The organism is Natronomonas moolapensis 8.8.11 (assembly GCF_000591055.1).
GTDB classification, from domain to species: Archaea; Halobacteriota; Halobacteria; order Halobacteriales; family Haloarculaceae; genus Natronomonas; species Natronomonas moolapensis.
Genome location: NC_020388.1, coordinates 2,567,437 through 2,592,002, shown reverse-complemented (window position 1 = coordinate 2,592,002; position 24,566 = coordinate 2,567,437). Strand labels below are relative to the sequence as shown.

The following is a 24,566-nucleotide window of genomic DNA, read 5'->3' as shown; positions in this document are numbered from 1 at the left end:
TTTGTATGGAGATGCAGATGATACGGACGACAGATGACGGCCAATCAGGAGCAACTGGCGAGCAGTGACGCGGAGGGCCCGGGGCGTCGAATGAACTACGGCAAGGAGAAAATCGTCGTGTATCGGACCTATGCGACGCCGTTGACCGGGATCGAGCCGATTCCCGAATCTGAGTTCGACGGGCGCGAGAACGTCCTCTTCGGGTTGGATGTCCGCGTCCAGGTCGAGGGCGAGGCGTTCCGGCCCTCGTTTACTGACGGGGACAACAGCATGGTGGTGGCGACCGACTCGATGAAGAACTTCGTCCACCACCACATGGGGGAGTATGACGGCGCCACAGTCGAGGGGTTCCTTGAGTACGTCGGGCGAGAATTTCTGGCCACGTACGAACAGATGGAGGCGATCACCGTCTCCGCGGACGAAGTCCCGTTCGACGAACGGCCAGTCCCCGTAGGCGACGACTTCGAGCCGAGCGAACTGGTCTATGGGGTGTCTGACGACGAGTCGGCGTACGGTGAGATACGGCTCGAACGGGGCGAGGACGGGACGGAGATAGTCGCACAGACGAGCGGCGTGACCGGGATCGAACTGGTGAAAGTGAAGGACAACTCCTTTACTGACTTCGTGCAGGACGAGTACACGACCCTTCCGGAACGAGAAAACCGAACGCTCTACATCGAACTCGACGTCTTCTGGACGTACGACGACGCCGAGGCGGCCCTCGGCGAAGAGCCTGCACGATATGTTCCGGCCGAACAGGTCCGGGACATCGCACAGGTCGTCTTCGATAAACACGACGTCAATTCGATTCAGGACTTGATCTACCGGATCGGGGTTCGCGTCCTCGAGCGGTTTCCGCAGCTCGAGTCGGTCACCTTCGAGTCGAAAAACAGGACGTGGATCGGGGTGCGGACGGACCTCGACGGCGATGCGAAGGTACTCCGCGAGCCGGATATCCCGACCGGGTTTCAGCAGTTTTCCGTCGACCGCAACGACGTGGAGGGCGACGTGTGAGCGCCGGGCTGACCACCCACGTTCTCGATACGAGCCGGGAAGGGCCCGCCGAAGGCGTTGATGTGACGCTACAGCGCGTCGGCGACGACGGCGACGTGGAACCGATCGCCGAGGGCACGACCAACGACGACGGGCGACTCGACGAGCCACTCTTGACCCCGAAGTCCATCGAGGAGGGGACGTACGAGTTGCTGTTCGACGTGGGTGAATACTACCGCTCTGGGCCCTCGGGATCGACGTTTCTGGAGACCGTTCCGGTTCGGTTCGTCGTCGACGATGCCGAGGAGCACTATCACGTCCCCCTTCTGTTGTCGCCGGGGGGGTATACGACCTACCGGGGAAGCTGAGAGTGGAGCCTCGCGGTTATCTGACACCTATACTAACGATCGCAAGTGATTACACGTCGATCGCACTGCCGTCGTGCGGTCGAGTGTGCAGCGTCTTCCGATCGTTACTATACGACGCCGTCGGGATTGTGCGGTTCCCCGAACGCCCCGTCGACTAAGAATCGAGCGCTATCGAGCGCTCAAGAGGGGACTTCGCCGTCGACCGATTCGACGTAACTGCTCATTTCTTGGAAGAGGAACTCGTCGCTTTCACCCTCGAACTCGGTTCCGGCCCAGATGTCGAGCGATCCCTCGACGATTTCGGCTCTGGTCGCGGCAACCTCGTCTCTAACGTTCTGTGAGACATCCGGTCCCCAGTCGTCGATGCTACAGATCCCCGACTCGAGCCCCTGCCAGTAGGCGTCGGCTTCCCACTCGTCGTCTCTGACGGCCTCGACAGTCGGCCCGTAGAACTCTTCCCAGTGCCAGATCGGCGAGGTGAGGTAGTGCTCTCCGGCCTGCTCGCCCATCGGCGCGTCGTACCCCGTCGCCCAGATTCCGGCGTCGGCCGCTTCGGTCAGCGCCGCCGGTGAGTCTTGATGTTGTGCCATCACGTCGACGTCCTCGTCCAACAGCGCGCTGGCAGCCTCGCTCTCGCTCGGTGGGTCGAACCAGGTGTTAGTCCATCGGACCTTCGTCGAGACGGCGTCGTTGACCGACGCGGCACCGAGCGTGTACGCGTTGATACCGCGGACGACCTCCGGGATTGGGAACGCGGCCACGTATCCGAGCGTATCCGTCTCCGAAACCAGCCCCGCGGCCTGACCGGCGAGATAGCGGGCTTCGTAGATCCGCCCCATGAATCGCCCCATGTTTTCGAGGGTCGTGTAGCCTGTGTTGTGCTCGAAGTAGACGTCGGGATACTCCTCGGCCACCGTCGCCATCGTATCTTGATACCCGAACGTACACCCGAAAATGATGTCCACGCCGCTGTCGGCGTACCGCCGGAACACCTGTTCCGATTCCTCCGGCGCGACGGCCTCAGTGAACTGAGTTTCCAGCCAGTCGTACTCCGATGCGACCGCCTTGCGCCCTTCGTTGTGCGCCCAGGACCAACCGAGGTCGCCGACTTCGGAATTGAACACCCACGCGGCGGTGACTTCGGTGTCGCCGGCGTCCGCTTCCCCACTGGTGTCGGTATCGGCGCCTTCTCCGGCGTTCGCACCGTTGCCGGCGTCCGTACTGTCGGTGCAGCCGGCGACGGTCAACGCGGTTGCCGCTCCGAGCCCCTTGAGCACGTTCCGCCGGGACGGACGATTCGTCATCGGCATGCATTCGCCTCCAGTAGTCTGTCGATCATAGTGTTTGTCACGTCTGTTCGTAGGGGTAATTCAATTGAATGGTTATAAATATGCTCATACAGACGTGTTTTGCGAAATATAGTGGACATATTTGATGTTGTCTGCCAATGGCTTCGATGGGCTTCCCGGAGGGTAGGCCACCGGGGAACCGAGAGAGCCACGATCGATGAAAAACAATCCATCACAACCCCGTCTACAGCGGTTTTATATCACATACGGGGAAGCCCGGTGGAAAAGTTTATATTCGTCTGCTCATGAGTCCACATCGTGAGAATGCGAGATGTCTGAATCGCCATTTTTGGAATTAGACGGTATTCTGAAGCAGTTTCCCGGTGTGGTCGCGAACGATCACGTGGACCTGCGCGTCGAACGCGGCGAAATTCATGGATTGCTCGGCGAGAACGGGGCTGGAAAGAGCACGCTGATGAAGGTTCTGTACGGGCTGTACACGCAGGACAGCGGTGCGATCTATCTCGATGGGGACCGTCTCGAACTGGCGTCGCCGCAGGACGCGATCGATGCCGGAATCGGGATGGTCCACCAGCACTTTCAGTTGATCCCGCGTTTGAGCGTGGCCGAGAACGTCGTGTTGGGAGAGCGCGAACCCGCGAGTGCGTTCCGGATAAACGAGACGTCGGGGGGGCTGGTGCCCGAGTCGGTCCGATCGAACGATATCGTCCGATCGCTCGCACAGCTGTTTTCGCTCGGGCTCGACGTCCCGAAGCGGCGGATTCAACAGTTAGCCGACCAGTACGGCTTCGACATCGATCCCGACGCGAAGGTGTGGGAGCTCGATGTCGGTCAACAACAGCGCGTCGAGATCCTCAAAGCGCTTTATCGGGACGTCGATCTCCTGATTCTCGACGAGCCAACGGCGGTCCTGACGCCGACCGAGGCCGACCAACTGTTCGATTCGTTGGAGCGCCTCGCCGAGGGAGGACTCTCTGTCATTTTTATCACGCACAAGCTCGCCGAGGTCGAGGCGGTCGTCGACAGGGTGACCATCCTCCAGGACGGGGAGAACGCCGGAACGGCCGTCGTTTCGGAGGTGAGCAAGGCGGACCTCGCAGAGATGATGGTCGGTCGTGAAGTCCTCTTTGACATCGAGCAAGACGAGACCGAACGCGGCGATCCGGTTCTCGAACTGCGGAACGTCAGCGCCGAGAGCGACCGGGGAATCGAAGCGCTCTCCGGGATCGACCTCACGGTACGGGAAGGCGAGGTAGTCGGCGTCGCTGGCGTCAGCGGAAACGGACAAAAAGAACTCGCCGAGGTCACGGCGGGAATACGGGGGGTCACTGGCGGTAGCATTCTGATCGGAGGCACCGACCTCGCCGGTTCGACGCCGAAGGAGTTCGTCGAGAATGACGTCTCGTTCGTCCCGGAGGATCGTCTCCGGTACGGCTGCGCGGCGGAGCTCCCGATACGACACAACGCGGCGATGAAGGAGTTCACCGATGCCCGGTTCGGCGGGAAGACGAGTCTGAGCTACGACGAACTGACCGCCTACGCCGAGACACTCGTCGAGGAGTTCGACGTTCGGGGCGTCGACAGCGTAGCCGAAACGAAGGCGGGGGACCTCTCGGGCGGGAACCTACAGAAGTTGATTCTCGCCCGGGAACTCAGTCGCGATCCGGACCTCCTGATCGCCAACCAGCCCACTCGAGGAGTCGACGTGGGAGCGATCGAATTCATACGCGAAGCGCTGCTCGAACAGCGACAGAACGGTACCGGGACCCTCCTTATTTCGGAGAACCTCGACGAAATCACGGACCTGAGCGACAGAATCCTCGTTATTTATGAGGGAGAGTTCGTCCACGAGACAACGCCCGAGGCGGCCGACCGCGACCGGATCGGGCTCGAAATGAACGGCGGCGGGACCGGAAACGACACCGATGGCCGGAGAAAGCGCGGTGGGAGTCGCTCGCCGACGGCGGTTGCGAACGAACACGGGGCCAAGCGCCGATGAACGCGACCGTGGACGTGAGCGCCCGCGAGGAAACGCCCCCGTGGGTTGCGTACTCGGCCCCGGTTTTTACCGTGTTGGCGGCGCTGGGAGTCGGGGCGTTGGTCCTTCTCGTGATCGATGTCGACCCGATCGAAGCGTACTCGCTCATGCTCGTCGAGACCCCGACGAGCAGCCAGGGGCAGACGGAGACGCTGATCGCCGCGGTGCCGTTAGTGCTCGCCGGTCTGGCGGTGTATCTACCGTTGAAGGCCGGGTTGTTCAACATTGGTGCCGAGGGGCAACTGGTGTTCGGCGCGCTCGCCGGTACGTGGGTCGGGTTGAACGTATCTCTGCCCGGGTACGCGCTCGTACCGTTGATGTTTCTCGCGGCAGCAGGCGCCGGGGGGGCACTGGCAGCCATTCCGGCGTGGCTGCGTGCCAAGTGGGACATCAACGAGATCATCACGTCGCTTTTGCTGTCCTTCATTGCGCTGGAGCTTCTCAGCTACGCGGTCCGCGGGCCGATGAAAGGCACCACCGGCAACTTCCCGCAGACGGCTCAACTCCCCGAGGCGGCGACGTTACCGACGCTGTATGGGCGCGTCCACGTCGGCCTCGCCGCTGCGCTGGTACTCGTGGGAGCGACATACGTCCTGATGACCCGGACGCGACTCGGGTTCGAGATCAACTTCGTGGGATCGAACGACGAAGCTGCGGTGCAGGCCGGGATGAGCAAATATAAAGTGTATCTGTTCGTGTTCGTCCTGGGCGGTGCCTTCGCCGGGATCGGTGGGATCGGAGAGGTAGCGGGCGTTCAAGGGCGTCTTCGTGCCGGCTTCGAGCCGGGGTACGGGTTCACTGCGATCCCGATTGCACTGCTCGGCCGTGGGAGCGCGATCAAAGTGTTGTTTGCGGGGCTGTTCTTCGCGCTGTTGTTCACTGGCGGGACGACCATGGAGGTCTTTCTCGGTATCCCGGCGGCACTCGTCGACGTCATTCAGGCGCTCATAATCCTGTTTTTGATCACCGGTGAGTTCTTCAAACAGTATCGCGTCAGCCTCGGTTTCGAGCGCGGGACACCGTCGACGACAACCGACGCTACGCGGGGGGACGACTGATGGCTGGATTCGTCGCCGGCCTGCTCGGTGCGACCGTTTCCGTGGCGACCGTATTCATTTTCGCCGGCCTAGGTGAACTAATAACCGAGCGCGCTGGCGTACTCAACCTCGGCGTCGAGGGAATGATGCTCGGTGGCGCACTCGGGGGGTTCGTCACCACCGTGTTGACCGGAAGTCCGTGGCTCGGGTTCTGTGTCGGTATCGGCGCCGGAATGCTTCTAGCCGGTATTCACGCCTTTCTCTGTGTCACACTGAAGGCGAATCAGGTTATAAGCGGCGTTATGTTGACCCTACTCGGAACGGGGCTGACGACGTTTTATGGCGCCGGGTGGGTAGACCGAAGCATCGACGGCTTTTCGGAAGTCACTGTACCGGTCGTCGGCCAGTATCTGATTCAGATCCCGGTGGTCGGCGAGGCGCTGTTCAGTAACACGCCGACGGACTACATCGCGCTCGCGCTCGTCCCGGCCGTGTGGTATCTTCTCAACCGGTCGAACCTCGGGATGGAACTCGTCTCGGTCGGCGAGGATCCTGAGATGGCGGACACCATGGGTGTTTCAGTGTTCAAGCTGCGCTATCTGGCCGTAGTGATCGGCGGTGGGTTTGCCGGTGCCGCCGGCGCACATCTCTCGCTCGCGTTCTCACAGCTTTGGGTGCCCGGCATGACCGCCGGCCGCGGCTGGATCGCCGTTGCGCTCGTTATTTTCGCCCAGTGGCGGCCCACACGGATGCTCGCCGGGGCGTATCTGTTCGGCATACTCGATGCCCTCCAGTTGCGATCGCAAGCGCTGTCGGTATCCGTCGGGGCCGACACGCCCGTCGCGGGTCCAATCAACGCTGCTCTCGAGTTCGCGATGAACGCACAGATCATGTCGACGTACCCCTACGTGGCGACCATCGTTGTCCTCTCGTATGCGGTCATCAGAACAGAGAGCAATCAGCTAGCGGTTCCGTCCGCGCTGTTGGAATCCTACAGCCGCGAGACGGACTGAGTGTGTTCGGACGGAGGGCAGTACGCCGAGCGCCTGCGTTTATTTTACCTTATTTTATATGCGGTGACGCTCGGCTATTCGAGTCTGTTTACTAGTCGTTTACATATATAATTTGATTACATATTTCCTAACAGGCGGGCACGAGATACCGTGTGTGGACGTTCGTCCTCCCGAGGGATAGTCGGGGGCGAGACACGGTCCGGAGCAGATGTCGTTCAAAAAGCTGTGGTTCGGTTCGACGATGACGGGGTAGTTATTACGGCATATCCCAGAACGATCGGATTACGATCGTACCGTTCGGTCCGGTATCGACGGCGTACGTGCCCGCTGTGCCTCCGACGGGAGAGCGGGAAACACGGCCCCCGGACGCGGTGTCTTCGCTCGAGCGTCCGCGCCGAGGAAGAGACGCCCACCGACGCCATCGCCCCGTCTCGGACGACGAACGTCGTGAGGATCGGAGCGGTTCTATGTATATATTTTTTAGTATTTGCACAAAAGATATTTTTTCCGACTGTTTCGGCAACGGGGGAGACGCGCCGGGAGCACAGTACGGAAAAACGGCGGGTGTCGGGTCGGTACGTCCTCGGCGAACCGTATGAAACGGACGCACGAGAGATCCGCCGGTCGCTCCGCCGAACGGCGCGACTTTTCTGCGTCACGCGTACATTCTTTTATTTATAAGTATCGGGAGGTAATCGATCGGCGGCCGGCTCCGCTCGATGGCGTCGCTCGCCGTCTCGACGTGCGATCCCGCGGCCGGCTCCGCGGCCGACCCGAGGTGGCCGGCGGCCACGCCGAGTGGACTCCGTAAGTCGTTGGAGACGGTGTCGATGAACGCCTCGAGCTGTTCGTTCCGGCGCTCGAGTGTCTGTCAGCGCCGTGGCTACGCGATGACGTTCTGGACCACCGCCATCGCGTAGGCGGTTGCCCCGTCGTCGATCCGGACGGGGACGATCTGGACACGGTATCGGGTCCCCTCGTGTCCCCGTTCGAACGTCGCCTCGGCCCCGTTCAGCGCGTCCTCCAGGTGACCGACGAGTTCGTCAGCGATTTCGGGGGGAAAGTGGTCACGCGGTGTCGTTCCCTCCGCGGTGTCGGGGACGACTCCGAGCGCCGACAGCTCCGATCCGCCGGCGCGGACGACCCGGCGGTCGGAATCGTACAAGAACACCGCGCCGTCGGGGAAGTTCTCGATCAGCGTCCGGTGTTGGGTCTCGATCTCCCGGGCGTCGCGTTCGCGTCCGACCCGATCGAGCGCCGCGACGAGGTCCCCGGCCAGCAGCTCCCCGAGCGTGACGTCCTGTCGGTCGAACGCCGCTTCGTCTTCGTCCCCGGCGATCAAGACGCCGTGGTCGCCGAGCGGGAGGTACAGATAGCTTCGCAGGTTCGTCTCCGGGTCGTGGACGTCAGGGTCGGCCCGTACGTCCCCGATCGCCTGTGGCTCCCCGCGTCGATACACTCGTCCGGCGATGCTGTCGGCCACCGGGAGGGCCGTCGTCCCCCCGGCGAGTGAGGTCACTGCATCGGTATGTGCCACGGGAACCAACCGCGTGTCGTCGGCCTCGGAGAAGTGGATCGCGTTCGCCCGGAGGTCGAGAACGCTGCTGGCGGCTTCGACGCCGACCTCGGCGATCTCCTGTCGGGTTTTTGCGGTCAGGAGCGTCTGGGCGGCCCGGTTCAGTTCGGTCAGCCGTCGTTCGTGGGTCTTTTGTTCCGTGACGTCTCGCTGCGTGCCGAGATACCGGACGAGCTCGCCGTCGTCGTAGATGGGGGTCACGGTCAGACGGTTCCAGAACTCGGTACCGTCCTTCCGGTAGTTGCGCAGCTCGACGGAGATCGACTCCTCGTCGTCGATGGCGTCCCGGATCGCAGCGACCGTCTCGGGGTCGGTGTCTTCGCCCTGGAGGAACCGGCAGTTGCGTCCGAGCGTTCGCTCGGGCGGATAGCCGGTCATCTCTTCGAACGCCTCGTTGACGTACACGAGCGGTCTGTCCGCCTCGGAGGGGTCGGCGAGCGTGATCGGGACGTCCGCGTCGTCGATGGCCTGCTGGAGGAGCCGGAGCTCCCGCCGGCGTTCCTCGCGATCGGTCACGTCGTGGATCGATCCCCGCAGTACGGTGGTGCCGTCCCTGGTCGTGTCCGGGGTCATGGTCACGTTCACGCGCCGCTCGGTGCCGTCCAGCGTCCGGAGCCGCCACGACCCGTGCGTCTGCTCGCCCGTTTCGACCGCCCGGCTGGCGGTTCGCCGGACGGACGCTCTGTCGTCCGGATGATACCGCTCTAATGCCGCCGCAACCGAGAGGGTCTCTTCGTCGGAGAGGCCGACGAGTCGGCAGGTGCCGTCGGTCAAAAGAACCTCGCGGGTGTCCATGTTCACCTCGAAGCCACCGGTGTCGCCGGCGAACTCGGTCAAGCGCATCAGGTGGCCCTGTCTGTTCGCCCGCTCGGTTTCGCGTCGCGCCCGGACGGCGTTTTCGATCCGGTTCGCGAGGAGTTCGTACTGTTCGGTGCCGCGCCGCTTTTGAAGATAGTCAGTGACGTCCGCGGCGATGGCGTCGCTGGCGACAGCCTCGCTGCCCTTGCCGGTGAAAAGAATGAACGGGAGATCGGGATACGACTCCCGGACGGTTTGTAAGAACTCGAGGCCATCCGTGCCGGGCATATTGTAGTCCGAGACGACACAGTCGGGCGGTCGCGTATGTATGATCTCGAGCCCGTCGGCTGCGGTATCCGTGGTCGTGATGTCGAATCGAGCGTTGTTTCGCTCGAGAAACGTCTTCGCGAGGTCCGCAACGTCCGGCTCGTCGTCGACGTGAAGTATCCTGATGCGTCCGCGACCCATCGATTATACCGTGTATGTGAACGCTGTTAAACACGCAGGTCCCGGAACTGACGGGCGAGCCGGAGGCGACCAGCGTCGAGCGAACGCGGCGGGGTGAGTCACCGTCGCTCCGGCGGCCGACCGCCGTCGGCGTGGGCTGGCGGCTCGGACGGTCCCGCTGGCGGTCGTTCGACGCCCCCGGAACCACCCCGCCCTGTCGCGGTGGTGTCGGCGCTTTGATCGGCCGTCGTGGTGAACGCGGCGACCTGCTCTGAGAGCTCGGTCGCCACGTCGGCGAGTTTCTCGACCTCGGCAGTGGTCTCCTCCAGCGATTCGACCTGGCTGGCGGTTTGCTCGGCGACGTCGGTCGACTCGCGCGCGGTGGATTGACTCGTCTCGGAGACGTCGTCGACCATCGATGCGATCTCCTCGGCGGAGGCGGCCTGATCGTCGGTCGCGTCGCTGATTTCGGCGATTCCGCCTTCGGCCTCCTCGATCGCGGTGGCGATGTCGTCGAACATCGAAATGGTCTCGTCGATCGTCTCTGCGCCCGTCCCGACGCGACCGCGCATCTCCTCTATGCTCACCACCGTCTCGTCGGTCACCGCCTGCGCCGTTTCGATGCGTCGTTCGATCTCGTCTGTGGCGTCGGCGGCTTCCTCGGCCAACCCCTTGACCTCGTTTGCGACGACCGCGAACCCGTCGCCGTTGGTGTCGGCTCTGGCGGCTTCGATCGAGGCGTTCAACGCGAGGATGTTCGTCTGTTCTGTGATCTCGCCGATCATGTCGGCGATCTCGCCGATCCGGTCCATCTGCTCGTTCAGCGCCGTGATCTCCTCGGCGACGTCGGTCGTCTGGGACTTGATGGCCGTGATCTCCGCCGTAGCGTCGTTGGCGTGGGTACGCCCCGTCTCCCCGAGATCGACGGCGGTTCCGGCCGTGGCCGCGACCTCCTCGGAGGACGAGGCGATCTCCTCGACTGTGGCCGACAGGTCGCCGATCTCGCCGGCGACGGTTTGGAGTTGCTCGTCCTGTTCTTCGGCGCGGGCTGCAACCTCGGAGACGGACTCCTCGACGGCAGCGCTCGTCCGTTTGATCTCGGTCGATCTGCCGGCGACGTCGGTGCTGGCGCTCGAGACGCGCTCCGCGAACGACTGGATGTCGAGGACCGTTCGTTCGACGTCGTCGATCATGTCGTTAAACGCCCGCGCGATGGAGGCCATCGCGTCGTTGTCGACGGAGTCGTCCAGCCGTTGCGTGAGGTCTCCGTCGGCACAGGCCCGCATCGTGGTCTGAAACTCGGTGGCCGTCGCCTCCAGCGCCTGGTTCAGCGCCGTCATCTCCTCTTTTTGTCGGGCGGCCTCCTGTTGTTTGTCCTCGGCGGCCCGTTTTGCTTCCTCGACCTCGTCGAGTTTCTCCTGGATCGCCTCTCGGGCCTGTTGGCGCTGGATGGCTAACGACTGCCAGAGAAACGTGATGGTGGTGGCGAGCATCAACACGCCGACGGCGTGGATGCCGCCCCACACGACCGGGTTGGCCATGGCCGCCGGGTGGTTGTAGACCGTGAACCACTCGATGAGCCCGAAGACGCTGTGTTGGGCCGCGACGTAGCCGATCGTGATACCGAACGGCACCCAGTCTTCGTACAGGGCAACCACCCCGACGCCGACGAAATACAGGAAGTGTGCCTCTATGAACCCGCCGGTGAAGTACGCGAGAACGGAACCGACCGTCATGAACGCGAGCGCGGCCAGCGCCGACCGGAGGCGACGCGGCAACAACGGCACCGCAGCCGCGAGCAACAGCGCCGCGACGAGACCGGTGCCGGCCAGCGAGTGCACGAGTGGAATCGGCGGAAGTTCGGCACCGGTGACCGATTGAACGCCGGTTAGCCGGCTAATGACGAATACGAACGGTACGAACGCCGCGGTGAAGAGCAAGATTCCGCGATGGCGCTTCCGGAAGGACTCCTCGGGGATTTCGGTGCCGTTCGGTGTGTTCTCGACGTACCGGGCGATCGGAGACTGCGACGTGTCTGTGGACATCTACACGTTGTCGCAGAGACGGCTATCAGAAAGGCGTAGCCGCGGTTACACCGAACGCTCCTCCGTGGCAAAACCGTACGAAGATTGAATAGTGATTCGTGCATGAGGTGTCCGCAGGTCGTCTCACGTCCCGTTGTGATAATACGATATATAAATCACATTCGGCACAATACAGCGGTAGTCTTCGTCGATCGTCGAATTATGGCGAACGTATTCGCTCGCACGCATTCGCGTATCGCATCCGAGTCGTATTGGATTGTTTATATATCTATATATAACACCGTACGTGAGGGCGGCCCGAAGGCGTGTCGCATCGGTTCGCGTCTCGTCGCCGCGCGTGTCCGTGGGCCGAGGGGGCGATCTTCGCGCAGGTACCGGCGATGTTTCCCGACAGTTCCGGGGCCGTCGCCGGCATCGTCGGTGGCGTCGGGACCGTCGGCGGCATCGTCTACCCGCTGGTCTACGCGGCGCCGTGGCTCAGTAACCTCCACCTGGGGTACTCGATCGTCGCGGCGTCGATGGTCCCGATCATCCTGCTTGCGGCGTGGGTGTTCCAGCCGAGCATCGCGCCCGTTGCCAACAGCGCCGGGGTCCTCGACGAGGCGGGCGAGAACCCGTCCGCCACGCCCGGCGATGACTGAGGCGGGCGAGGCGGGCGCCGTCGTTCCGAGTATCCCCGCGGAGGAACCATGTCGTCGGCACGCCACGGAACGGACGCGCCAGCGTTCGACGCGCCGCGTCAGCGCCCCTCCGGGAGGTCGGGGTACGACTGGGCGCCGCCGCCCGAGTTCCGGGCGAGAAGCGTCGCTACCGCGGCGGTGCCGCCGCTGACCTCGCGGCGGCGCTCCTCGTAGCCGAGGATCGTCAGGTCAAGACACGCCCGGAGCAGGTCGTTCGACCGATACCGGTGTCGGTCGCTCGAGGGACCGATCTCGATCGGATCGCTCGACCGGAGGTGGTGTTCGTACACCAACACGCCGCCGGGCGCGAGCGCCTCTTTGAGGTCGGGCAGGAGATCGAGCGCGGCGAAGAAGCTCACGGTGATCAGATCGTAGGCCCCCGTCTCGAGGTCGAAGCCGGGATCGGTGAGGTCGGCCCGGATCCACGTGACGTCGACGCCCCGCTCGTCGGCGCGGCGCCGGGCGCGCGCGAGCGCCTCGTCGGAGACGTCGACGGCCTCGACGTCGTAGCCGTGCTCAGCGAGATAGAGCGCGTTGCGTCCGGTACCGGTCGCGACGTCCAGCGCACGTCCCCCGGGCAGCGTGTCGATCCGCCGCGCGAGTTCGGGGATCGGGTCCTCGGGGAGTTCGAACTCGTCGTCGCCACGGTACGTCTCGTTCCAGCGTTCGCGGTCGTCGGCCACGTCGAGACGCTCGTGGGGAGCCGTCTTGAAATTGTGACATCCTCCTCGCGGTAAACGGAGAGGGACTGAAGATCCCTCAAGCAGCCGGGCGAAGCCCGGCGACGGCGAGGCTTCCCATGCATGGGGAATACCAGTCAGTCGTCGCTGGTAGAGGGTTTCGACTCTTCGTAGGCCGTGAGTGTCATCTGCGCTGGTGCGCTCGTCTCACGGTGAGTCGTGGCCGTGTCACTACGGCTCCCATCCCGAGGCGAGTCATCGCGTCCGGCCTTGTCAAGCGGGACGCTCTCTCCCCACGGGTCAACCCGTCGTGCGATATTCGCGGAAGCGTTGATGTCGGCCTGAAACGTCGAAACGTGGCAGTCGTCGTGCGGACACCGGAACTCGGCTTGGGAGTCCCGCCGACCGATGCGGTGGCACGAGTGGCACGTCTGCGAAGTGTACGCCGGATTCACGTACTCGACCGGGATACCTGCTTCCGTCGCCTTGTCCTCGATGCGCCCTTGCAGTCGAGCAAACGCCCACGAGTGAAGCCGACGGTTCATGTACTTCCCGTAGTCGAGACGCTCACGGATGTACGTCAAGTCCTCCATCACCAACACCGGATTCTCGAACTGTTGGGCGTACTCGATGGCTTCCCGAGACGCTTTCTCCACGATGTCGGTGAGCGCGTTCTGGTAGTGGGCAAACCGTTCGTCGGTACGCCACTCGGATGCGTCACGCTCTTGGAGTCGTTTCAGGGTCGTGTACATCTCTTTGCGGAGATGCTTCGCTCTGCTTCCGCTACGCACAAGCGGGTCAGTCGGAGAACCGTCCTTGAGGGCACAGCCCGTGATGAGGGCGGTCTCTCCGATGTCTAAGCCGATGTGCGTGATGTCACCGTCCGTCGCTGGTTCTTCGACCGGGTACTCGACGGTGACGTGCAGTACCCAGTTCGTTCGGTGCTGTTGAAGCCGTATCTCGCCCGCTTTCGCGTCCTCCGATACGAGGTCGTGCCAGAGCCCCTCCTGTTCGGGGTTGATGCGGAGCGGTATCCAGAAGTTCGTCCCGCGCCCCGGTCGGGGGACCCACCATGTGAACTCGTAGTCGCGCTCCTCCGAGTGGTCGAACGTCGCGGCTTGGTTGGTGAGCCGAACCGGGTGTTCGTCGTCCAACTCCTGCGCGTTGTACGTCTTGCGGAGTTTCGGGACGTAGTTGCAGAGTGCGGCTTTGGCCTGATACGGCAGGTCGTAGGGCGTCACGATGTCGCTCACCGACGACATGGTACTCGCCCCGGCGTCGAACGCTTCTTGCAGGCCGTCACGGTACGTGTCGAGTAGGTCGTTCAGTTTCTCCTGTTTGTGCGCGGTAGGTGGCGCGAACGTCGCCTGCAACGTCTTCGTGGCGGTCGTAGACACGCTACTACTCCTCCACGTACTCCATCAGCACGTCGATGCTCACCTGTCCGGTGGTGGCGAGGAAGTACCCCGGTTGCCAGAACGCGCTGTCGACCGCCTGCCGAACCTCGGGGTTCTCGTCACGGATTTTGCGGGACGTGACGCCCTTGAGGGAGTTGATGAACTTGGTGAGGTTGGTCGTAGGCTTCGCCGTGAACAGGATGTGAACGTGGTCGGAACCGCCGTTGACGTTCTGGATGCTCACGCCGAAATCCTCGGTGATGTCGCTGGCAATTTCACCGATGCGTTCGGCTATCTCGTCGGTGAGGATGTCCGCGCGGTACTTTGTGACGGTTACAAAGTGATATTGGAGCGCGTAGACTGTGTGCGACCCGGTTTCGAGGTTATACTTCATTTGGCCGTACTGATTTTTACATACCCAATTCTAATAACGTTTTGCCATCGTGGGGTATTCGGCCTGCAACCGACGGTGGAACGTGAGGCAGTTGTCGGCTTCACGCCCGCCCTGAAGGGCGGGATTCTCGCCTTGAAAAAAGATAGTAGAGATCGGAGGCGGCGTTCAAATACGGATGAAGAGTGAGGCGGTGCGCTTTTTCAGAACCCGGATCTCGTTGCGGTCGGTGAAACCGTGATCCGACGCAATAATGAGCAGTATTGGCTGTACGCTGCTGTCGATCCCAAAGCAAACGAATTGCGTTACACAACGCTTGAGCTAACCACCGACAGCGTAGTTGCTCACGCGTTCTTCACCGAGATCCATGAGAAACACGACGTAGAAGACGCCGTGTTTCTCATCGACGGCCCGCACTCGTTGAAAAACGCCTGTCAGCGACACGGTCTCGATTTCAAGTATAACAACCACGGAAATCGGAAATAGCGTCGAACGTGTCTGTGGATAAATAAAAACGAACTACCAGCTTCTCACACTGTTTTAATAACGCCGACGCAGACACCGACGACGAGTGGCTTTGATCGTTCGCCTTCGCATGGAATCAGCGTATCTGAACACTACCCCGCTGGGCGTCCGAAGAGGTCCGGCGTGGGTAAAATCGGCGCTCCGGCGCCTCCGGACGCCGGCCCGGCACCGGCAAGCACGCCGGCCGATTAGGCCGACGTCCCGGTGTCGTACTCCCACGAATCGGTGTACGCGTCGACAAGGCGCCCGAGCATCCCGCCGTCGGCGACGAGTCGGGCAGCGACCCGGGGGGAGTTCAACACCCGTCGGATCACCCGACGAGGGCGTCGGGTGATGTCGTCGATACTCAACCCGTCCAGCGCCTCGGCGACGGCCGCAAGCAGTTCCGGGTCCTCGTGTTCGACCCATGCGCCCCGCATCAGGTGTGCGAGTCGGTACTCGGCTTTCATCGACTCGTACAGCCGATCGGGGTAGGCTTCGGGACGACCGTCGGCGAGGGCGTCCGCGAGGAGGTACGACGACCGGATACCCTGACAGATCCCTTCGCCCTGATATCGGTTCGCGATTCCGGCCGCGTCGCCGACCAAGAAGACGCCGTCCGCCGGGACGTACGTCGCCCGCGGATCGAGGCTCGGACCCCGCGGGATCGTGTAGATGTTGACGTCCCCGCGATCGGGGACCGGGAACCCGTTCCGTTCGGCGGCCGCCGCCAGCGCCTGCATGTAGTCGTCGGGCCGGCGATCGCCCGCCCATCCAATTCCGACGTTTGCGCGCCGTTCGGACTTGGGGAACGACCACGCGTAGCCGACGTACCCCTCGAAGAAGATGCGCGGGCGGTCGACGTATCTCCCGAAGTCGCCCTCGACGGTGGCGTTCAACGCAACCATGTCTCCGGTGTACGACGGGACCGTGTCGCGGACCTTCTGCGTTAACGCTGGCTGTCCGGTCGCGTCGACCACGTAGTCGTACTCGTCGACGAGATCGCGATACATTCCAGGGGTAACCGACCGTCCGGTCTCGAAGACGACGCCCCGCTCCGAGAGGGTCTCGGCCCAGCGCCGCTCGACCGTGTCGCGTTCGCAGATGTACCCCGGCTCACATCCGAGCCTGGAGACGCCGATCGGGGCCGAGCGCGGGTGTCGATCGGTCCCGCCGTACACGCGGAGTTGAAACCCCTCGACGTCGTTCACGAACCCGTTCTCGGGTGTCTTCTCCAGCGGGACGAGAGTCGCGTCGTTGATCGCTTCCCCGCAATCGACCCGCCTGTCGTCGTACTGCTGGCGCTCGAAGACGCGGACCTCCCCGACGGAGTCCACCTCGTCGAGTGCGTCCGCCGCCGCCAGCCCCGAGACGGACCCGCCGAGAACGGCGACATCTTTCGCAGTTGATGGCATTCGTAGTTATAAGAGGGCCGGAGGCGTATATAAATGGCACGCGCCCTCGAGGCGGCGTCGGGTCGTCGGCGTCCGCGCGAGCGATCGAATCGATGAGGGAGCAGCACGCGAAAGGGATCCATACAATAAGGGAGCAGCACGCGAAAGGGATCCATACAATAAGGGAGCAGCACGCGAAAGGGATCCATATGAGCGGAAACGAACCCGGTGGTGGTCGCGAGGGCGAGCGAGGGGCGCCCTCGGAGACGCCGAGCGAGGAGCGCGGCGACCCCCGAGGTGAGGGAGGTCTCGACGGGCTGCCCCTGGAGGCGGCGGTCAGCGCCGTCGTCGAGGATCCGACGGATTCGGACGCTGTACGCGAGACGCTCGCTGTCGTCGCCGAGGACGGCGTCGTCAGACGATCGGCCGCCGCCGTCGGGCGCGCCTCGAAAGCGGCGGCGGCGGCGGAGAAGCGCACGGAGCTGGCCGCCACGAAACTGGCTGACGTCCGCACCATGGCCGCCCCCGTCTCGGAGTTGGACATCGTCGCGGCGCGGCTCGAGGGCTTCGACGCTCGGCTCGATCGTATGCGGGAACAGGTGGCCACCCTCGACGAGCGCGTAGAGCGAATCGTCGAGCACAGGGCGGATGCCAACCTCTACGCGCTCGGCCTGGAGATACAGCAGACCGTGGCCACGGCCGAGGAACTCGGGCGCGCTGCCGACGGGTTCCAGTTCGACCTCGACGACCTCGGCGCGTGGCTCGACGACCCGGGCCGCCGGGGCGAGGAACTCGTCGCCGACGCCGCCGCGCTCGCGGCGTCGCTGGACGAGCTCGAGGGGACCGTCGACGCGCTCGCGGCCGACGGGACGGGCACAGACGAGCCGGCGGTCGAGTGGGCGAGGGCGTCGATCCGACACCGCGTCACCGGTCCGTTGCTGTCGGACCTGCGGGCGGAACTGAGGACGCTGCGGGCGTGGGCCGACCGCGAGGACGCCGAGCGGCCGCCGGACATCGAGCCGCGGCTCGAGGGGCTGGCATCGCGTCACGACGCCGTCGGGGACCGACTCGCAGCCCTCGCCGACCCCGCCTGGCAGGACCGGTTCGGCGACCGCCTGCGGGCGCTCGAGCGGGCAGTCGAGACGATAGAGCCGCCGGTTGCCTGGGGGGAACTCGAGGCTCTGATGGAGCGGCATCGACCAGATACCGAATGACTGTCCGATCGGAACACCGGCCAGCGGCGGTGCCCGTGGACAGGTATTTATCTCCGAGCGCCCACCACCGGATCACAGCGTATGGCACGATTGGTTGCCCGCGTGCGATCAGCCCTCCACCCCGCGAGCCGATCGTACTCCGCCGTCGTCGCATCGCCTCCGGACACCTCCGCCGCGTCAGCGTCCGGAACGAGATTCCCGCAGTCCCAGGGGCCACACCGATGATCCGTCGACGCGGGCTTGTCCGCGGCATCTCGGCGCTCGTCGTCGGGAGCGCTCTCGGGGTGTCCGCCGCCACCGCGACAGCCGCGCCCCCGGAACCGACGCCGTTCCACGCGACTGGACGGACCGCCGGGGCGGGAACGACGCTGACCGCACGCGTCGACCCCTCGCTTCCGGAGACCATCGGACTGCCCGCCGGCGTCGGATCGATCCGGCCCGGCACCGGAGACCGGTATCCGTCCGTCGATCCGGACGCGTTCGGTCCGGTCTCGGCGAGCGTCGGGATCGAAGGGAGCCGGGTCGCTGGCGGCTGTGCGGTCGCCGAGGGGTCGATCGACGCCGAGGTCAGACGGGCGCTGTCGCCGGCCCGGGAAGCCTTCGACGGCGTCGAAGCGTGGGACGGCTTCGAGTGCGGTGCCGTCCCGGAACCGGGCTACGCGATCGGCGTGGCCGATTCGACGCTCGCGGTCGGTTATGGGCAGGACGACGCCGCGGCGGTCGATCACGCCGCCTCGGGCGCTCGACGCGCCGCCGGGAACGCCGAGGCGGATCGGGTCGCGCCGGCCGCGCTCTCGGGCGACGCCGTCGCTTACGCCACGCTCGGGGACGGGACACGCTCGCGGCTCCGGTCGCGGGCGGATAGCTCGGTCGACGGTCTCGATCTCCTCCTCGGTGCGGTCGAGGCGGTCGGCGTGGCCGTGGAAGTGGGACGAGCTAAGAGCCGACTCCGGTACGGCGCGGTCGTCGACCCGTCATCGCTGTCGGCCGGGGAGGCCTCAAAGCTCGCGCGGGGCGTCGCCGGCGACGGTCGACTCGACGTCGACGCCGTTTCGAGACACGGACGGCTGCTCGTCGTCGAGTCGACCGTCGCGACCGACGCTTTCTGGCGCGCCCACGGGGCTTCGATCGAGGCGCTCTCGGAGTGAGGCCGGCCGAGCGGCGCGTACGATCCCGTTACCGATCGGCACCCACGAACGTGGATACTCATCCGAACCCACAACCGTTTTGACGCACGAACACGCCCGCTTACGTATGACCGCCTACACCGCGACCGTCACCGTTCGGCTGAAGCGGGGCGTCCTCGATCCCGAGGCCGAGACGACCCAGCAGGCGCTCGAACGGCTCGGGTTCGAACTCGAGGATCTCCGGTCCGCCGACCGCTTCGAGGTCGACGTGGACGCTGCCGACGCCGATGACGCCGAGGCCCGCGCCACGGAAATGGCCGAGCGGCTGTTGGCGAACCCGACCATCCACGACTACGACGTCGAGGTCGCGGAGGCGTAGATGCGCGCGATCGACCGCACAACCGTCGCACCGCGCTCGTCCACGGAGGGATCGCTGTGAGCGTGGCATCCACGATGACTGCCACCCCCAACTCGTCCACGGAGGGATCGCTGTGAGCGTGGCAGTCATCCGCTTCGGCGGCTCGAACTGCGACCGCGACGCCGTCCGCGCGCTCGAACACCTCGGCATCGAGTGCGAGATCGTCTGGCACGCCGACGGCCTCCCGGCGGACCCCGACGGGATCGTCATCCCCGGCGGTTTCTCTTACGGCGACTACCTCCGTGCCGGCGCGATGGCGGCGCGCACTCCCGTCCTCGATGACGTCCGGGCGGCCGCCGACTCGGGGACGCCCGTCCTTGGCGTCTGCAACGGCGCACAGATCGGCTCTGAGAGCGGGCTCACTCCCGGCGCGTTCACCACGAACCGAAGCGCCCGGTTCCAGTGTGAGCCGGTGTACCTGCGCGTCGAGAACGCCGAGACGCCCTGGACCGCCGCCTACGACGAGGGCGACGTGATCGAGATCCCGATCGCCCACGGCGAGGGGCGCTTCGAGATAGACGACGATCGGCTCGCGACCCTCGAGGCCGACGACCGCGTGCTCTTTCGATACTGCGACGCCGACGGCGAGGTCACAGACGCGGCCAACCCGAACGGTTCGAAACACAACGTGGCAGGCGTCCTCGGCGAGAACGATCACGTCGCGGTGTTGATGCCCCACCCCGAGCGGGCCAGCCTCCCCGACATCGGTCCGACTGACGGACAGGAGATCCTCCGGGCGTTTGAGTAGCGGTACCGTTTCCGGTCGGAGCGAAGGGCAGCGAGGAGGGGGCGTTCAGGCCGGCGTCGTCTTGCGCCACAACCGCAACCACACGCGGAGACCGTCCCAGGGCCGCCAGGCCACGACGGGGCGGTTCCCAGACCGCGACGGGAACTCCGGTCTGACAGTGAGTTCCGCCCCGCAGCCGGGGCACAGATAACGGGTGTCGCGACACGACTTGACGACCCGCCAGTCGCCGTCGCTGCGGCTCCGGTGCCCACAGTCCGGGCAGAAAAGCGTCGGCTTCGACGGTACGTCGCGCTCGGATTCCCGTGAGTGTTCTTCCATTATGTTCGGTGAGGACGCGTCAGGGCCGCGATCAGGTGGTCGTCCGTTCTGTCACGTCCGCCCGGGCTTCCTCGCGAACCGGGATGCCGCGGGAACGGAGTTCGGCGGCCAACTCGACCGGCGGGACGTCGCTTTGCCTCGCCGCCTCTTCGAGGGTGAGTGTCCCGCCGCGATACAGAGTGAGCGTCGCCGTCAGTGATCGATATGACATTCGTTATTCAAATAACCGTAAGTAGTGCAGATACTTAAATATTTTGGAGATATTTGAGCGCGGATCTGACAGTATATCGCTGTAAAACTAAACATGCATTTCAAAAAGAGGTCCGAATCGGGACGGCGGCGTGAGGACGGCACTCGACACCGGATTGTAGTGCAAAAACGCGCGAAACGGGCAGGACGGAGCGGGACGAGACTAGACAACGAGTACCGCGGGGCAACTCAGGCCGATTCCGCGGCGTCGTCGTCGATCACGCGCCCGTCCCAACGCCCGCGCGAGAAGTAACCAGCAACGGCCAGCGCCATCAGGACGTTCGCCAGCGCCTCGCCGTACCAGACGCCGGTCGCGCCGAAGCCGCCGGGGACCGCGAGGGCGTAGGCGAAGGCGGATCGGAATACAATAAAGCCCAAGAACGCGAACACCATCGCGGTCCGCGTGTCGCCGCTGCCGCGGAACCCGCCCTGGACGACGTAGAACAGCCCCACGAATACGTACGTCGACCCGACGATCCGGAGGTACTCGCCGCCGGTGTCCGTGACGGCGACTGCACCGGTCCCGGAGATGAAGAGCCCGATGATCGGCTCGGCGAGCAGGTACGTGCCGGCGCTGAACGCCAGAAGCGACGCGACGACGATCCCCGAAGCGGCGATCACACCCCGTCTCGCTCGATCCGGCTGTTCGGCGCCGAGGTTCTGTCCGACGACGGTTTCGACCCCCCGAGCGAGCCCGAGCGCCGGCAGCACGACGATCGAGGTGACCCGCGATCCGATCCCGTAGGCCGCGACCGCGTCCGACCCGGCGACGGCGACGAGGGCGGTCAGGATCGTCACGCTCAGCGCGCTCGTCGAGATCTCGACGCTGGCCGGCGCGCCGATCCGGAGGAGATCGCGCACCGTATCGAATCGCGGACGGAAGTCCGAGGGGACGAGTTCGATGCCGACCGACCCCGACAACAGCAGATAGATGCCGACGACGGCGCCGATCCCCCGCGAGCAGATCGTCGCCAGCGCCGCGCCCCGGATGCCGAGCCCCGAGAACCCAGTCGCCGCGTACAGCGTCGTCTCCAGGGACTCCGCGCCGAGCCATGCGAACAGCGCGTTGTCCTGGAAGCCGAGGACGAAGAACGGGTCGATGAACACGTTCAGCCCGACGCCGAAGGCCATGAGATACAGCGGCGTCCGCGTGTCGCCCCACCCCTGCAGCAGCGACTGGAAGACGAAGAAGCCGAAAATAAACGGGATGCCGACGAACATCGTGCGAGTGTATGCGACGGCGAGGCGGTGCTCGGGCGAGCCGGAGACCGCCCCGAGGAGTTCCAGAAGCGTCGGCGCGAGCGCGTAGCCAGCGACCGAAAAGACGAGTGAGACACCCAACACGACCGTGATCGTCTGGCCGGCCACCCGGCCCACGCGCTCGACCCGTCCCGCGCCCTTGTTCTGGGCGACGAGAACAGTTCCGGCCACAGAGAAACCGAGCGAGAGAGCAATAACAAGGAAGACGATAGCCCACGAAAACGATAGCGCCGCGACGGCCGGTTGACCGAGGCGACCGACCCAGAACGTGTCGGCGAGGTTGTAGCCGACCTGAAGCACGTTCGTCAGGACGATCGGGATCGAGAGGACGACGAGCGGTTTGAGCAGGGCACCGTCCGTGACGTTGACTGCCCGATCTCGCGGTGACGAACGGCTCATCTAGCGACTCCCGCTCGCGCTCGCCGGGTGAAGCTGCGGGCTCGACGGTGGGCGGACGGTCGGGGTATCGGCTCAGGCGGGCGTGTATTCATCGTGATCGGCTCAGGCGGGCGTGTATTCATCGTGATCGGCTCATCGGGAGCGTCGAGGGGGACGGGAGACCGTCGGAGGCGTATGGGTGGCGTCGAGGATGGGTGTAAGTCGCCGCAGTCGCGGTGGATCCCCCGAATCCGACTGGCTGACTGGACCCATCGAGACAGCTCGGTAAAATCCGGTCGAGACGATGCAGGGAGAAGACGGGGTTGAGTGCGGATCGACCCGACGGGGACCGGACACGACAGAGGGTGCCAGTCGGCTACCGGACCAGCGGCTGGTTGTACGCCGTCTCCTCGCGCATGACGTACGCCCATGTCGACTCGCACGCACAGGAGACCTCCTCGAACACCGAGGGGTCCTGTCGGAGGTCGAAGTCCTTGATCGCCCGCTGGACGAGGTCGTCACACTCGCCACAGTTGTGCGAGCCGCGGTCGGAGCCGTGCCCGACGGGGTCGGAGACGACGATGACGTCCTCGTCGGCGGTCGCCTCGAGCACCTCGGCGACCGACCACAGCCACGGGGGTCGGTAGCCGCCGTCGTGGTACAACTCCTCGACCATCGTGTGGCGCTGGACGTTACAGGGGTTCATCGAGACGGTGTGACAGCCCTCGACGGAGCCACACCGCCGGACGGACCGTTTCATGTCCTCGACGGCGTCGGGTTCAGCGAGGAACGGGGGCTTCATCAACAGATACGCCTTGACGCCCGCGCCCGCCTCCCGGGCCTCGGCGCAGGCCGCCTCGAAATCCGCGAAGTCGAAGTACTTGTTGACGGCGTCGTGGCGGACGCGGTCGGTCGCGGTCTCGAGGCCGACCGCCACGTCGACCGCGAGGCCGCGATCGACGAACGCGGCCAGTTTCTCGCGGTCGACGAAATCTGGCAGGGATTCGACGACCATCCGCTCGCGGTCGGCGAACGTCTGGGCGATCGCTTCGCGGGTCCCGGCGGGCACTTCTCGTTCGTCGAGGAACGACCCGGAGGTGTAGATCTTGATCAACTCGGCGGGGGCGTCGGCGGTGTCGGCCTCGTGTTCTAGGCAGTGTTCGACCTGCGTCATCAAATCCTCGTGGGCGACGGTGCCGCCCTCGACGCTTTCGGCGACGTAGCCACACATCGTACAGCCGCCGGCCCGCGCCCACCGGCAACCACCGGTGTTCAGGATGATCGTAAGCGAGGTCCGCACCCCGTCGGGGGTGTTATCCTCGTCGAGCCACACCCGCGTCGGCTCCGTGGGGTCGTAGCTCTCGTCGTTGCGGGCGCGGATCTCCCGCATCACCTCGTTGTGGGCGTCCATCCCCCGCCCGGACTCGTAGACCTCCGGCGTCGGCTGACTCATTGGCCCGAATATGCCGTCGGCGCGTAAATCCGTGTCGGAGCGTCAGCCGTCATCGGTGTCGAAACGCGCGCCGAGACGCCGCCCGAGGAGCCGCCAGGCGCCCGTCCCGAGCGCCGCGCCGACGGCGTTTGTCGCCGCGTCCGCCCCCGACATCGTTCGGTAGGGAATCGGCCCTTGGACGGCCTCGATCCCTCCGCCGTACAGCGTCACGACGGCCGCGACGAGGAGGAGGGTTCGTCGGTCGGCCGACCGGGCGGCGTGGCCGAGCGCCGCGGCCAACCCGGCGTAGCCGACGAGGTGAAAATAAACGGTGGTTTCGATCCCCATCGTCCGGGGAACGCCGTCTCCGGGCGCAACGATCGAGGCGGCGAGGATCGCGGCCGCACAGCCAATTACGACGACGTACCGAAACGGCCCGAGAGGGGTGGGACGACTCACAGGCTGGGCACGATCGCTTTTCATAGATGGGTATATAAAATACTGCCGTCGCCCGTGTGAACGCCACCCTACTCCGCCGAGAGGCGACCGTTGTCCTCCAGTTCCTCGAACTCAACTTCCCGCCCGGAGCGATTTAAAATCTCCATCTCGACTTCGATCAGCTCAGCGCACTTAAGTAGGATCTCCCAATCGTTGCCGTGGATTGTCACTTCGCTGTCGTCCTCGCGAGCGTCGGCGAGCGTCCGAAGGAACGACGCGGTCTCCTCGCCGGAGAGATACACTTCCCACTCGA

Annotated in this window: 22 protein-coding genes and 2 pseudogenes; 11 read left to right on the top strand and 13 right to left on the bottom strand. The window is 64.6% G+C overall.

All coding sequences use genetic code 11. The features are described 5' to 3' along the window. Window positions 1-33 precede the first annotated feature (33 nt). A complete protein-coding gene (gene pucL / locus NMLP_RS12435; protein ID WP_049926558.1) occupies window positions 34-1,014 on the top strand; it encodes a factor-independent urate hydroxylase in 981 nt (326 codons plus the stop codon). After that, window positions 1,011-1,361 (top strand): hydroxyisourate hydrolase, encoded by a 351-nt coding sequence (gene uraH / locus NMLP_RS12430; protein WP_015410474.1) that lies wholly within the window; start codon window positions 1,011-1,013, stop codon window positions 1,359-1,361. Before pucL ends, uraH begins: the two co-directional genes overlap by 4 nt. Before the next feature lie 179 nt (window positions 1,362-1,540). On the opposite strand, the gene NMLP_RS12425 is transcribed toward uraH, so the two are convergent. Further along, complete coding sequence (locus tag NMLP_RS12425) at window positions 1,541-2,671, bottom strand: BMP family ABC transporter substrate-binding protein (protein ID WP_049926556.1); 1,131 nt, start codon at window positions 2,669-2,671, stop codon at window positions 1,541-1,543. A gap of 310 nt (window positions 2,672-2,981) precedes the next feature. Here NMLP_RS12425 and NMLP_RS12420 point away from each other — a divergent pair, with 310 nt between their 5' ends. Genes NMLP_RS12420 through NMLP_RS12410 form a run of 3 tightly spaced genes read left to right on the top strand, consistent with a single transcriptional unit; the run spans window position 2,982 to window position 6,759 of the window. Further along, complete coding sequence (locus tag NMLP_RS12420; RefSeq protein WP_015410472.1) at window positions 2,982-4,670, top strand: ABC transporter ATP-binding protein; 1,689 nt, start codon at window positions 2,982-2,984, stop codon at window positions 4,668-4,670. Beyond that, entirely contained in the window at window positions 4,667-5,767 is a 1,101-nt protein-coding gene (locus NMLP_RS12415; RefSeq protein WP_015410471.1) for an ABC transporter permease, read from the top strand. The genes NMLP_RS12420 and NMLP_RS12415 overlap by 4 nt, the downstream gene beginning before the upstream one ends. Continuing rightward, complete coding sequence (locus tag NMLP_RS12410; RefSeq protein ID WP_015410470.1) at window positions 5,767-6,759, top strand: ABC transporter permease; 993 nt, start codon at window positions 5,767-5,769, stop codon at window positions 6,757-6,759. Before NMLP_RS12415 ends, NMLP_RS12410 begins: the two co-directional genes overlap by 1 nt. Window positions 6,760-7,414: 655 nt before the next feature. Here the strand turns inward: NMLP_RS12410 and NMLP_RS15500 are convergent. From NMLP_RS15500 to NMLP_RS12400, 3 genes are all read right to left on the bottom strand, one after another. After that, entirely contained in the window at window positions 7,415-7,552 is a 138-nt protein-coding gene (locus NMLP_RS15500; RefSeq protein ID WP_160169598.1) for a hypothetical protein, read from the bottom strand. A gap of 90 nt (window positions 7,553-7,642) precedes the next feature. Next, window positions 7,643-9,601 carry a PAS domain S-box protein gene (locus NMLP_RS12405; RefSeq protein ID WP_015410469.1) on the bottom strand — a complete coding sequence of 653 codons (1,959 nt, stop codon included), beginning with the start codon at window positions 9,599-9,601 and terminating at the stop codon, window positions 7,643-7,645. A gap of 98 nt (window positions 9,602-9,699) precedes the next feature. Beyond that, window positions 9,700-11,625 (bottom strand): methyl-accepting chemotaxis protein, encoded by a 1,926-nt coding sequence (locus NMLP_RS12400; RefSeq protein WP_015410468.1) that lies wholly within the window; start codon window positions 11,623-11,625, stop codon window positions 9,700-9,702. A gap of 338 nt (window positions 11,626-11,963) precedes the next feature. On the opposite strand from NMLP_RS12400, the pseudogene NMLP_RS12395 reads away from it, so the two are divergent. After that, a pseudogene (locus NMLP_RS12395) lies at window positions 11,964-12,266 on the top strand (MFS transporter); the annotation flags it as partial. A gap of 98 nt (window positions 12,267-12,364) precedes the next feature. Here the strand turns inward: NMLP_RS12395 and NMLP_RS12390 are convergent. The 3 genes from NMLP_RS12390 to tnpA all read right to left on the bottom strand — a co-directional run bounded on the left by NMLP_RS12390 (window position 12,365) and on the right by tnpA (window position 14,776). Beyond that, entirely contained in the window at window positions 12,365-12,988 is a 624-nt protein-coding gene (locus NMLP_RS12390) for a class I SAM-dependent methyltransferase (protein ID WP_015410467.1), read from the bottom strand. 134 nt (window positions 12,989-13,122) lie between these two features. Continuing rightward, the gene (locus tag NMLP_RS12385; protein ID WP_015410466.1) at window positions 13,123-14,382 is read right to left on the bottom strand and encodes an RNA-guided endonuclease InsQ/TnpB family protein; all 1,260 of its coding nucleotides are present in this window, start codon (window positions 14,380-14,382) and stop codon (window positions 13,123-13,125) included. A 4-nt stretch (window positions 14,383-14,386) separates the two neighbouring features. Further along, window positions 14,387-14,776 (bottom strand): IS200/IS605 family transposase, encoded by a 390-nt coding sequence (gene tnpA, locus NMLP_RS12380; protein WP_015410465.1) that lies wholly within the window; start codon window positions 14,774-14,776, stop codon window positions 14,387-14,389. 201 nt (window positions 14,777-14,977) lie between these two features. Here tnpA and NMLP_RS14640 point away from each other — a divergent pair. Continuing rightward, window positions 14,978-15,354: pseudogene (locus NMLP_RS14640) on the top strand (IS6 family transposase); the annotation flags it as partial. A 132-nt stretch (window positions 15,355-15,486) separates the two neighbouring features. Here NMLP_RS14640 and NMLP_RS12375 read toward each other — a convergent pair. After that, window positions 15,487-16,692 (bottom strand): NAD(P)/FAD-dependent oxidoreductase, encoded by a 1,206-nt coding sequence (locus NMLP_RS12375; RefSeq protein ID WP_015410464.1) that lies wholly within the window; start codon window positions 16,690-16,692, stop codon window positions 15,487-15,489. 188 nt (window positions 16,693-16,880) lie between these two features. Here NMLP_RS12375 and NMLP_RS12370 point away from each other — a divergent pair, with 188 nt between their 5' ends. The 4 genes from NMLP_RS12370 to purQ all read left to right on the top strand — a co-directional run bounded on the left by NMLP_RS12370 (window position 16,881) and on the right by purQ (window position 20,178). Then, the gene (locus NMLP_RS12370) at window positions 16,881-17,885 is read left to right on the top strand and encodes a coiled-coil domain-containing protein (protein WP_015410463.1); all 1,005 of its coding nucleotides are present in this window, start codon (window positions 16,881-16,883) and stop codon (window positions 17,883-17,885) included. A 221-nt stretch (window positions 17,886-18,106) separates the two neighbouring features. Further along, window positions 18,107-19,033, top strand: coding sequence for a hypothetical protein (locus NMLP_RS12365; protein WP_015410462.1), 927 nt, complete (start codon window positions 18,107-18,109; stop codon window positions 19,031-19,033). 106 nt (window positions 19,034-19,139) lie between these two features. Next, window positions 19,140-19,391: a phosphoribosylformylglycinamidine synthase subunit PurS gene (purS, locus tag NMLP_RS12360; RefSeq protein WP_015410461.1), complete on the top strand. Its 252-nt coding sequence runs from the start codon at window positions 19,140-19,142 to the stop codon at window positions 19,389-19,391. Between the two features lie 112 nt (window positions 19,392-19,503). Further along, the gene (gene purQ / locus NMLP_RS12355; protein ID WP_015410460.1) at window positions 19,504-20,178 is read left to right on the top strand and encodes a phosphoribosylformylglycinamidine synthase I; all 675 of its coding nucleotides are present in this window, start codon (window positions 19,504-19,506) and stop codon (window positions 20,176-20,178) included. Between the two features lie 349 nt (window positions 20,179-20,527). Here the strand turns inward: purQ and NMLP_RS12350 are convergent, their stop codons facing one another. The 5 genes from NMLP_RS12350 to NMLP_RS12330 all read right to left on the bottom strand — a co-directional run bounded on the left by NMLP_RS12350 (window position 20,528) and on the right by NMLP_RS12330 (window position 24,555). Further along, window positions 20,528-20,707: a DUF7317 family protein gene (locus NMLP_RS12350; RefSeq protein WP_015410458.1), complete on the bottom strand. Its 180-nt coding sequence runs from the start codon at window positions 20,705-20,707 to the stop codon at window positions 20,528-20,530. 227 nt (window positions 20,708-20,934) lie between these two features. Continuing rightward, window positions 20,935-22,404 carry an MATE family efflux transporter gene (locus NMLP_RS12345; protein WP_015410457.1) on the bottom strand — a complete coding sequence of 490 codons (1,470 nt, stop codon included), beginning with the start codon at window positions 22,402-22,404 and terminating at the stop codon, window positions 20,935-20,937. A 355-nt stretch (window positions 22,405-22,759) separates the two neighbouring features. Further along, window positions 22,760-23,836 carry an archaeosine biosynthesis radical SAM protein RaSEA gene (locus NMLP_RS12340; protein WP_015410456.1) on the bottom strand — a complete coding sequence of 359 codons (1,077 nt, stop codon included), beginning with the start codon at window positions 23,834-23,836 and terminating at the stop codon, window positions 22,760-22,762. 42 nt (window positions 23,837-23,878) lie between these two features. After that, a complete protein-coding gene (locus NMLP_RS12335; RefSeq protein WP_049926550.1) occupies window positions 23,879-24,274 on the bottom strand; it encodes a VanZ family protein in 396 nt (131 codons plus the stop codon). A gap of 68 nt (window positions 24,275-24,342) precedes the next feature. Beyond that, window positions 24,343-24,555 (bottom strand): amphi-Trp domain-containing protein, encoded by a 213-nt coding sequence (locus NMLP_RS12330; RefSeq protein WP_197538031.1) that lies wholly within the window; start codon window positions 24,553-24,555, stop codon window positions 24,343-24,345. Window positions 24,556-24,566 lie beyond the last annotated feature (11 nt).

Coding starts and splice junctions, on each gene's coding strand:
- NMLP_RS12365 (WP_015410462.1), top strand. CDS start 18,107: ATGATCCGTCGACGCGGGCTTGTCCGCGGCATCTCGGCGCTCGTCGTC.
- NMLP_RS12405 (WP_015410469.1), bottom strand. CDS start 9,601: ATGGGTCGCGGACGCATCAGGATACTTCACGTCGACGACGAGCCGGAC.
- NMLP_RS12420 (WP_015410472.1), top strand. CDS start 2,982: ATGTCTGAATCGCCATTTTTGGAATTAGACGGTATTCTGAAGCAGTTT.
- pucL (WP_049926558.1), top strand. CDS start 34: ATGACGGCCAATCAGGAGCAACTGGCGAGCAGTGACGCGGAGGGCCCG.
- NMLP_RS12415 (WP_015410471.1), top strand. CDS start 4,667: ATGAACGCGACCGTGGACGTGAGCGCCCGCGAGGAAACGCCCCCGTGG.
- NMLP_RS12370 (WP_015410463.1), top strand. CDS start 16,881: ATGAGCGGAAACGAACCCGGTGGTGGTCGCGAGGGCGAGCGAGGGGCG.
- purS (WP_015410461.1), top strand. CDS start 19,140: ATGACCGCCTACACCGCGACCGTCACCGTTCGGCTGAAGCGGGGCGTC.
- NMLP_RS12375 (WP_015410464.1), bottom strand. CDS start 16,692: ATGCCATCAACTGCGAAAGATGTCGCCGTTCTCGGCGGGTCCGTCTCG.
- NMLP_RS12410 (WP_015410470.1), top strand. CDS start 5,767: ATGGCTGGATTCGTCGCCGGCCTGCTCGGTGCGACCGTTTCCGTGGCG.
- NMLP_RS12340 (WP_015410456.1), bottom strand. CDS start 23,836: ATGAGTCAGCCGACGCCGGAGGTCTACGAGTCCGGGCGGGGGATGGAC.
- NMLP_RS12345 (WP_015410457.1), bottom strand. CDS start 22,404: ATGAGCCGTTCGTCACCGCGAGATCGGGCAGTCAACGTCACGGACGGT.
- NMLP_RS12350 (WP_015410458.1), bottom strand. CDS start 20,707: ATGTCATATCGATCACTGACGGCGACGCTCACTCTGTATCGCGGCGGG.
- NMLP_RS12400 (WP_015410468.1), bottom strand. CDS start 11,625: ATGTCCACAGACACGTCGCAGTCTCCGATCGCCCGGTACGTCGAGAAC.
- tnpA (WP_015410465.1), bottom strand. CDS start 14,776: ATGAAGTATAACCTCGAAACCGGGTCGCACACAGTCTACGCGCTCCAA.
- NMLP_RS12425 (WP_049926556.1), bottom strand. CDS start 2,671: ATGCCGATGACGAATCGTCCGTCCCGGCGGAACGTGCTCAAGGGGCTC.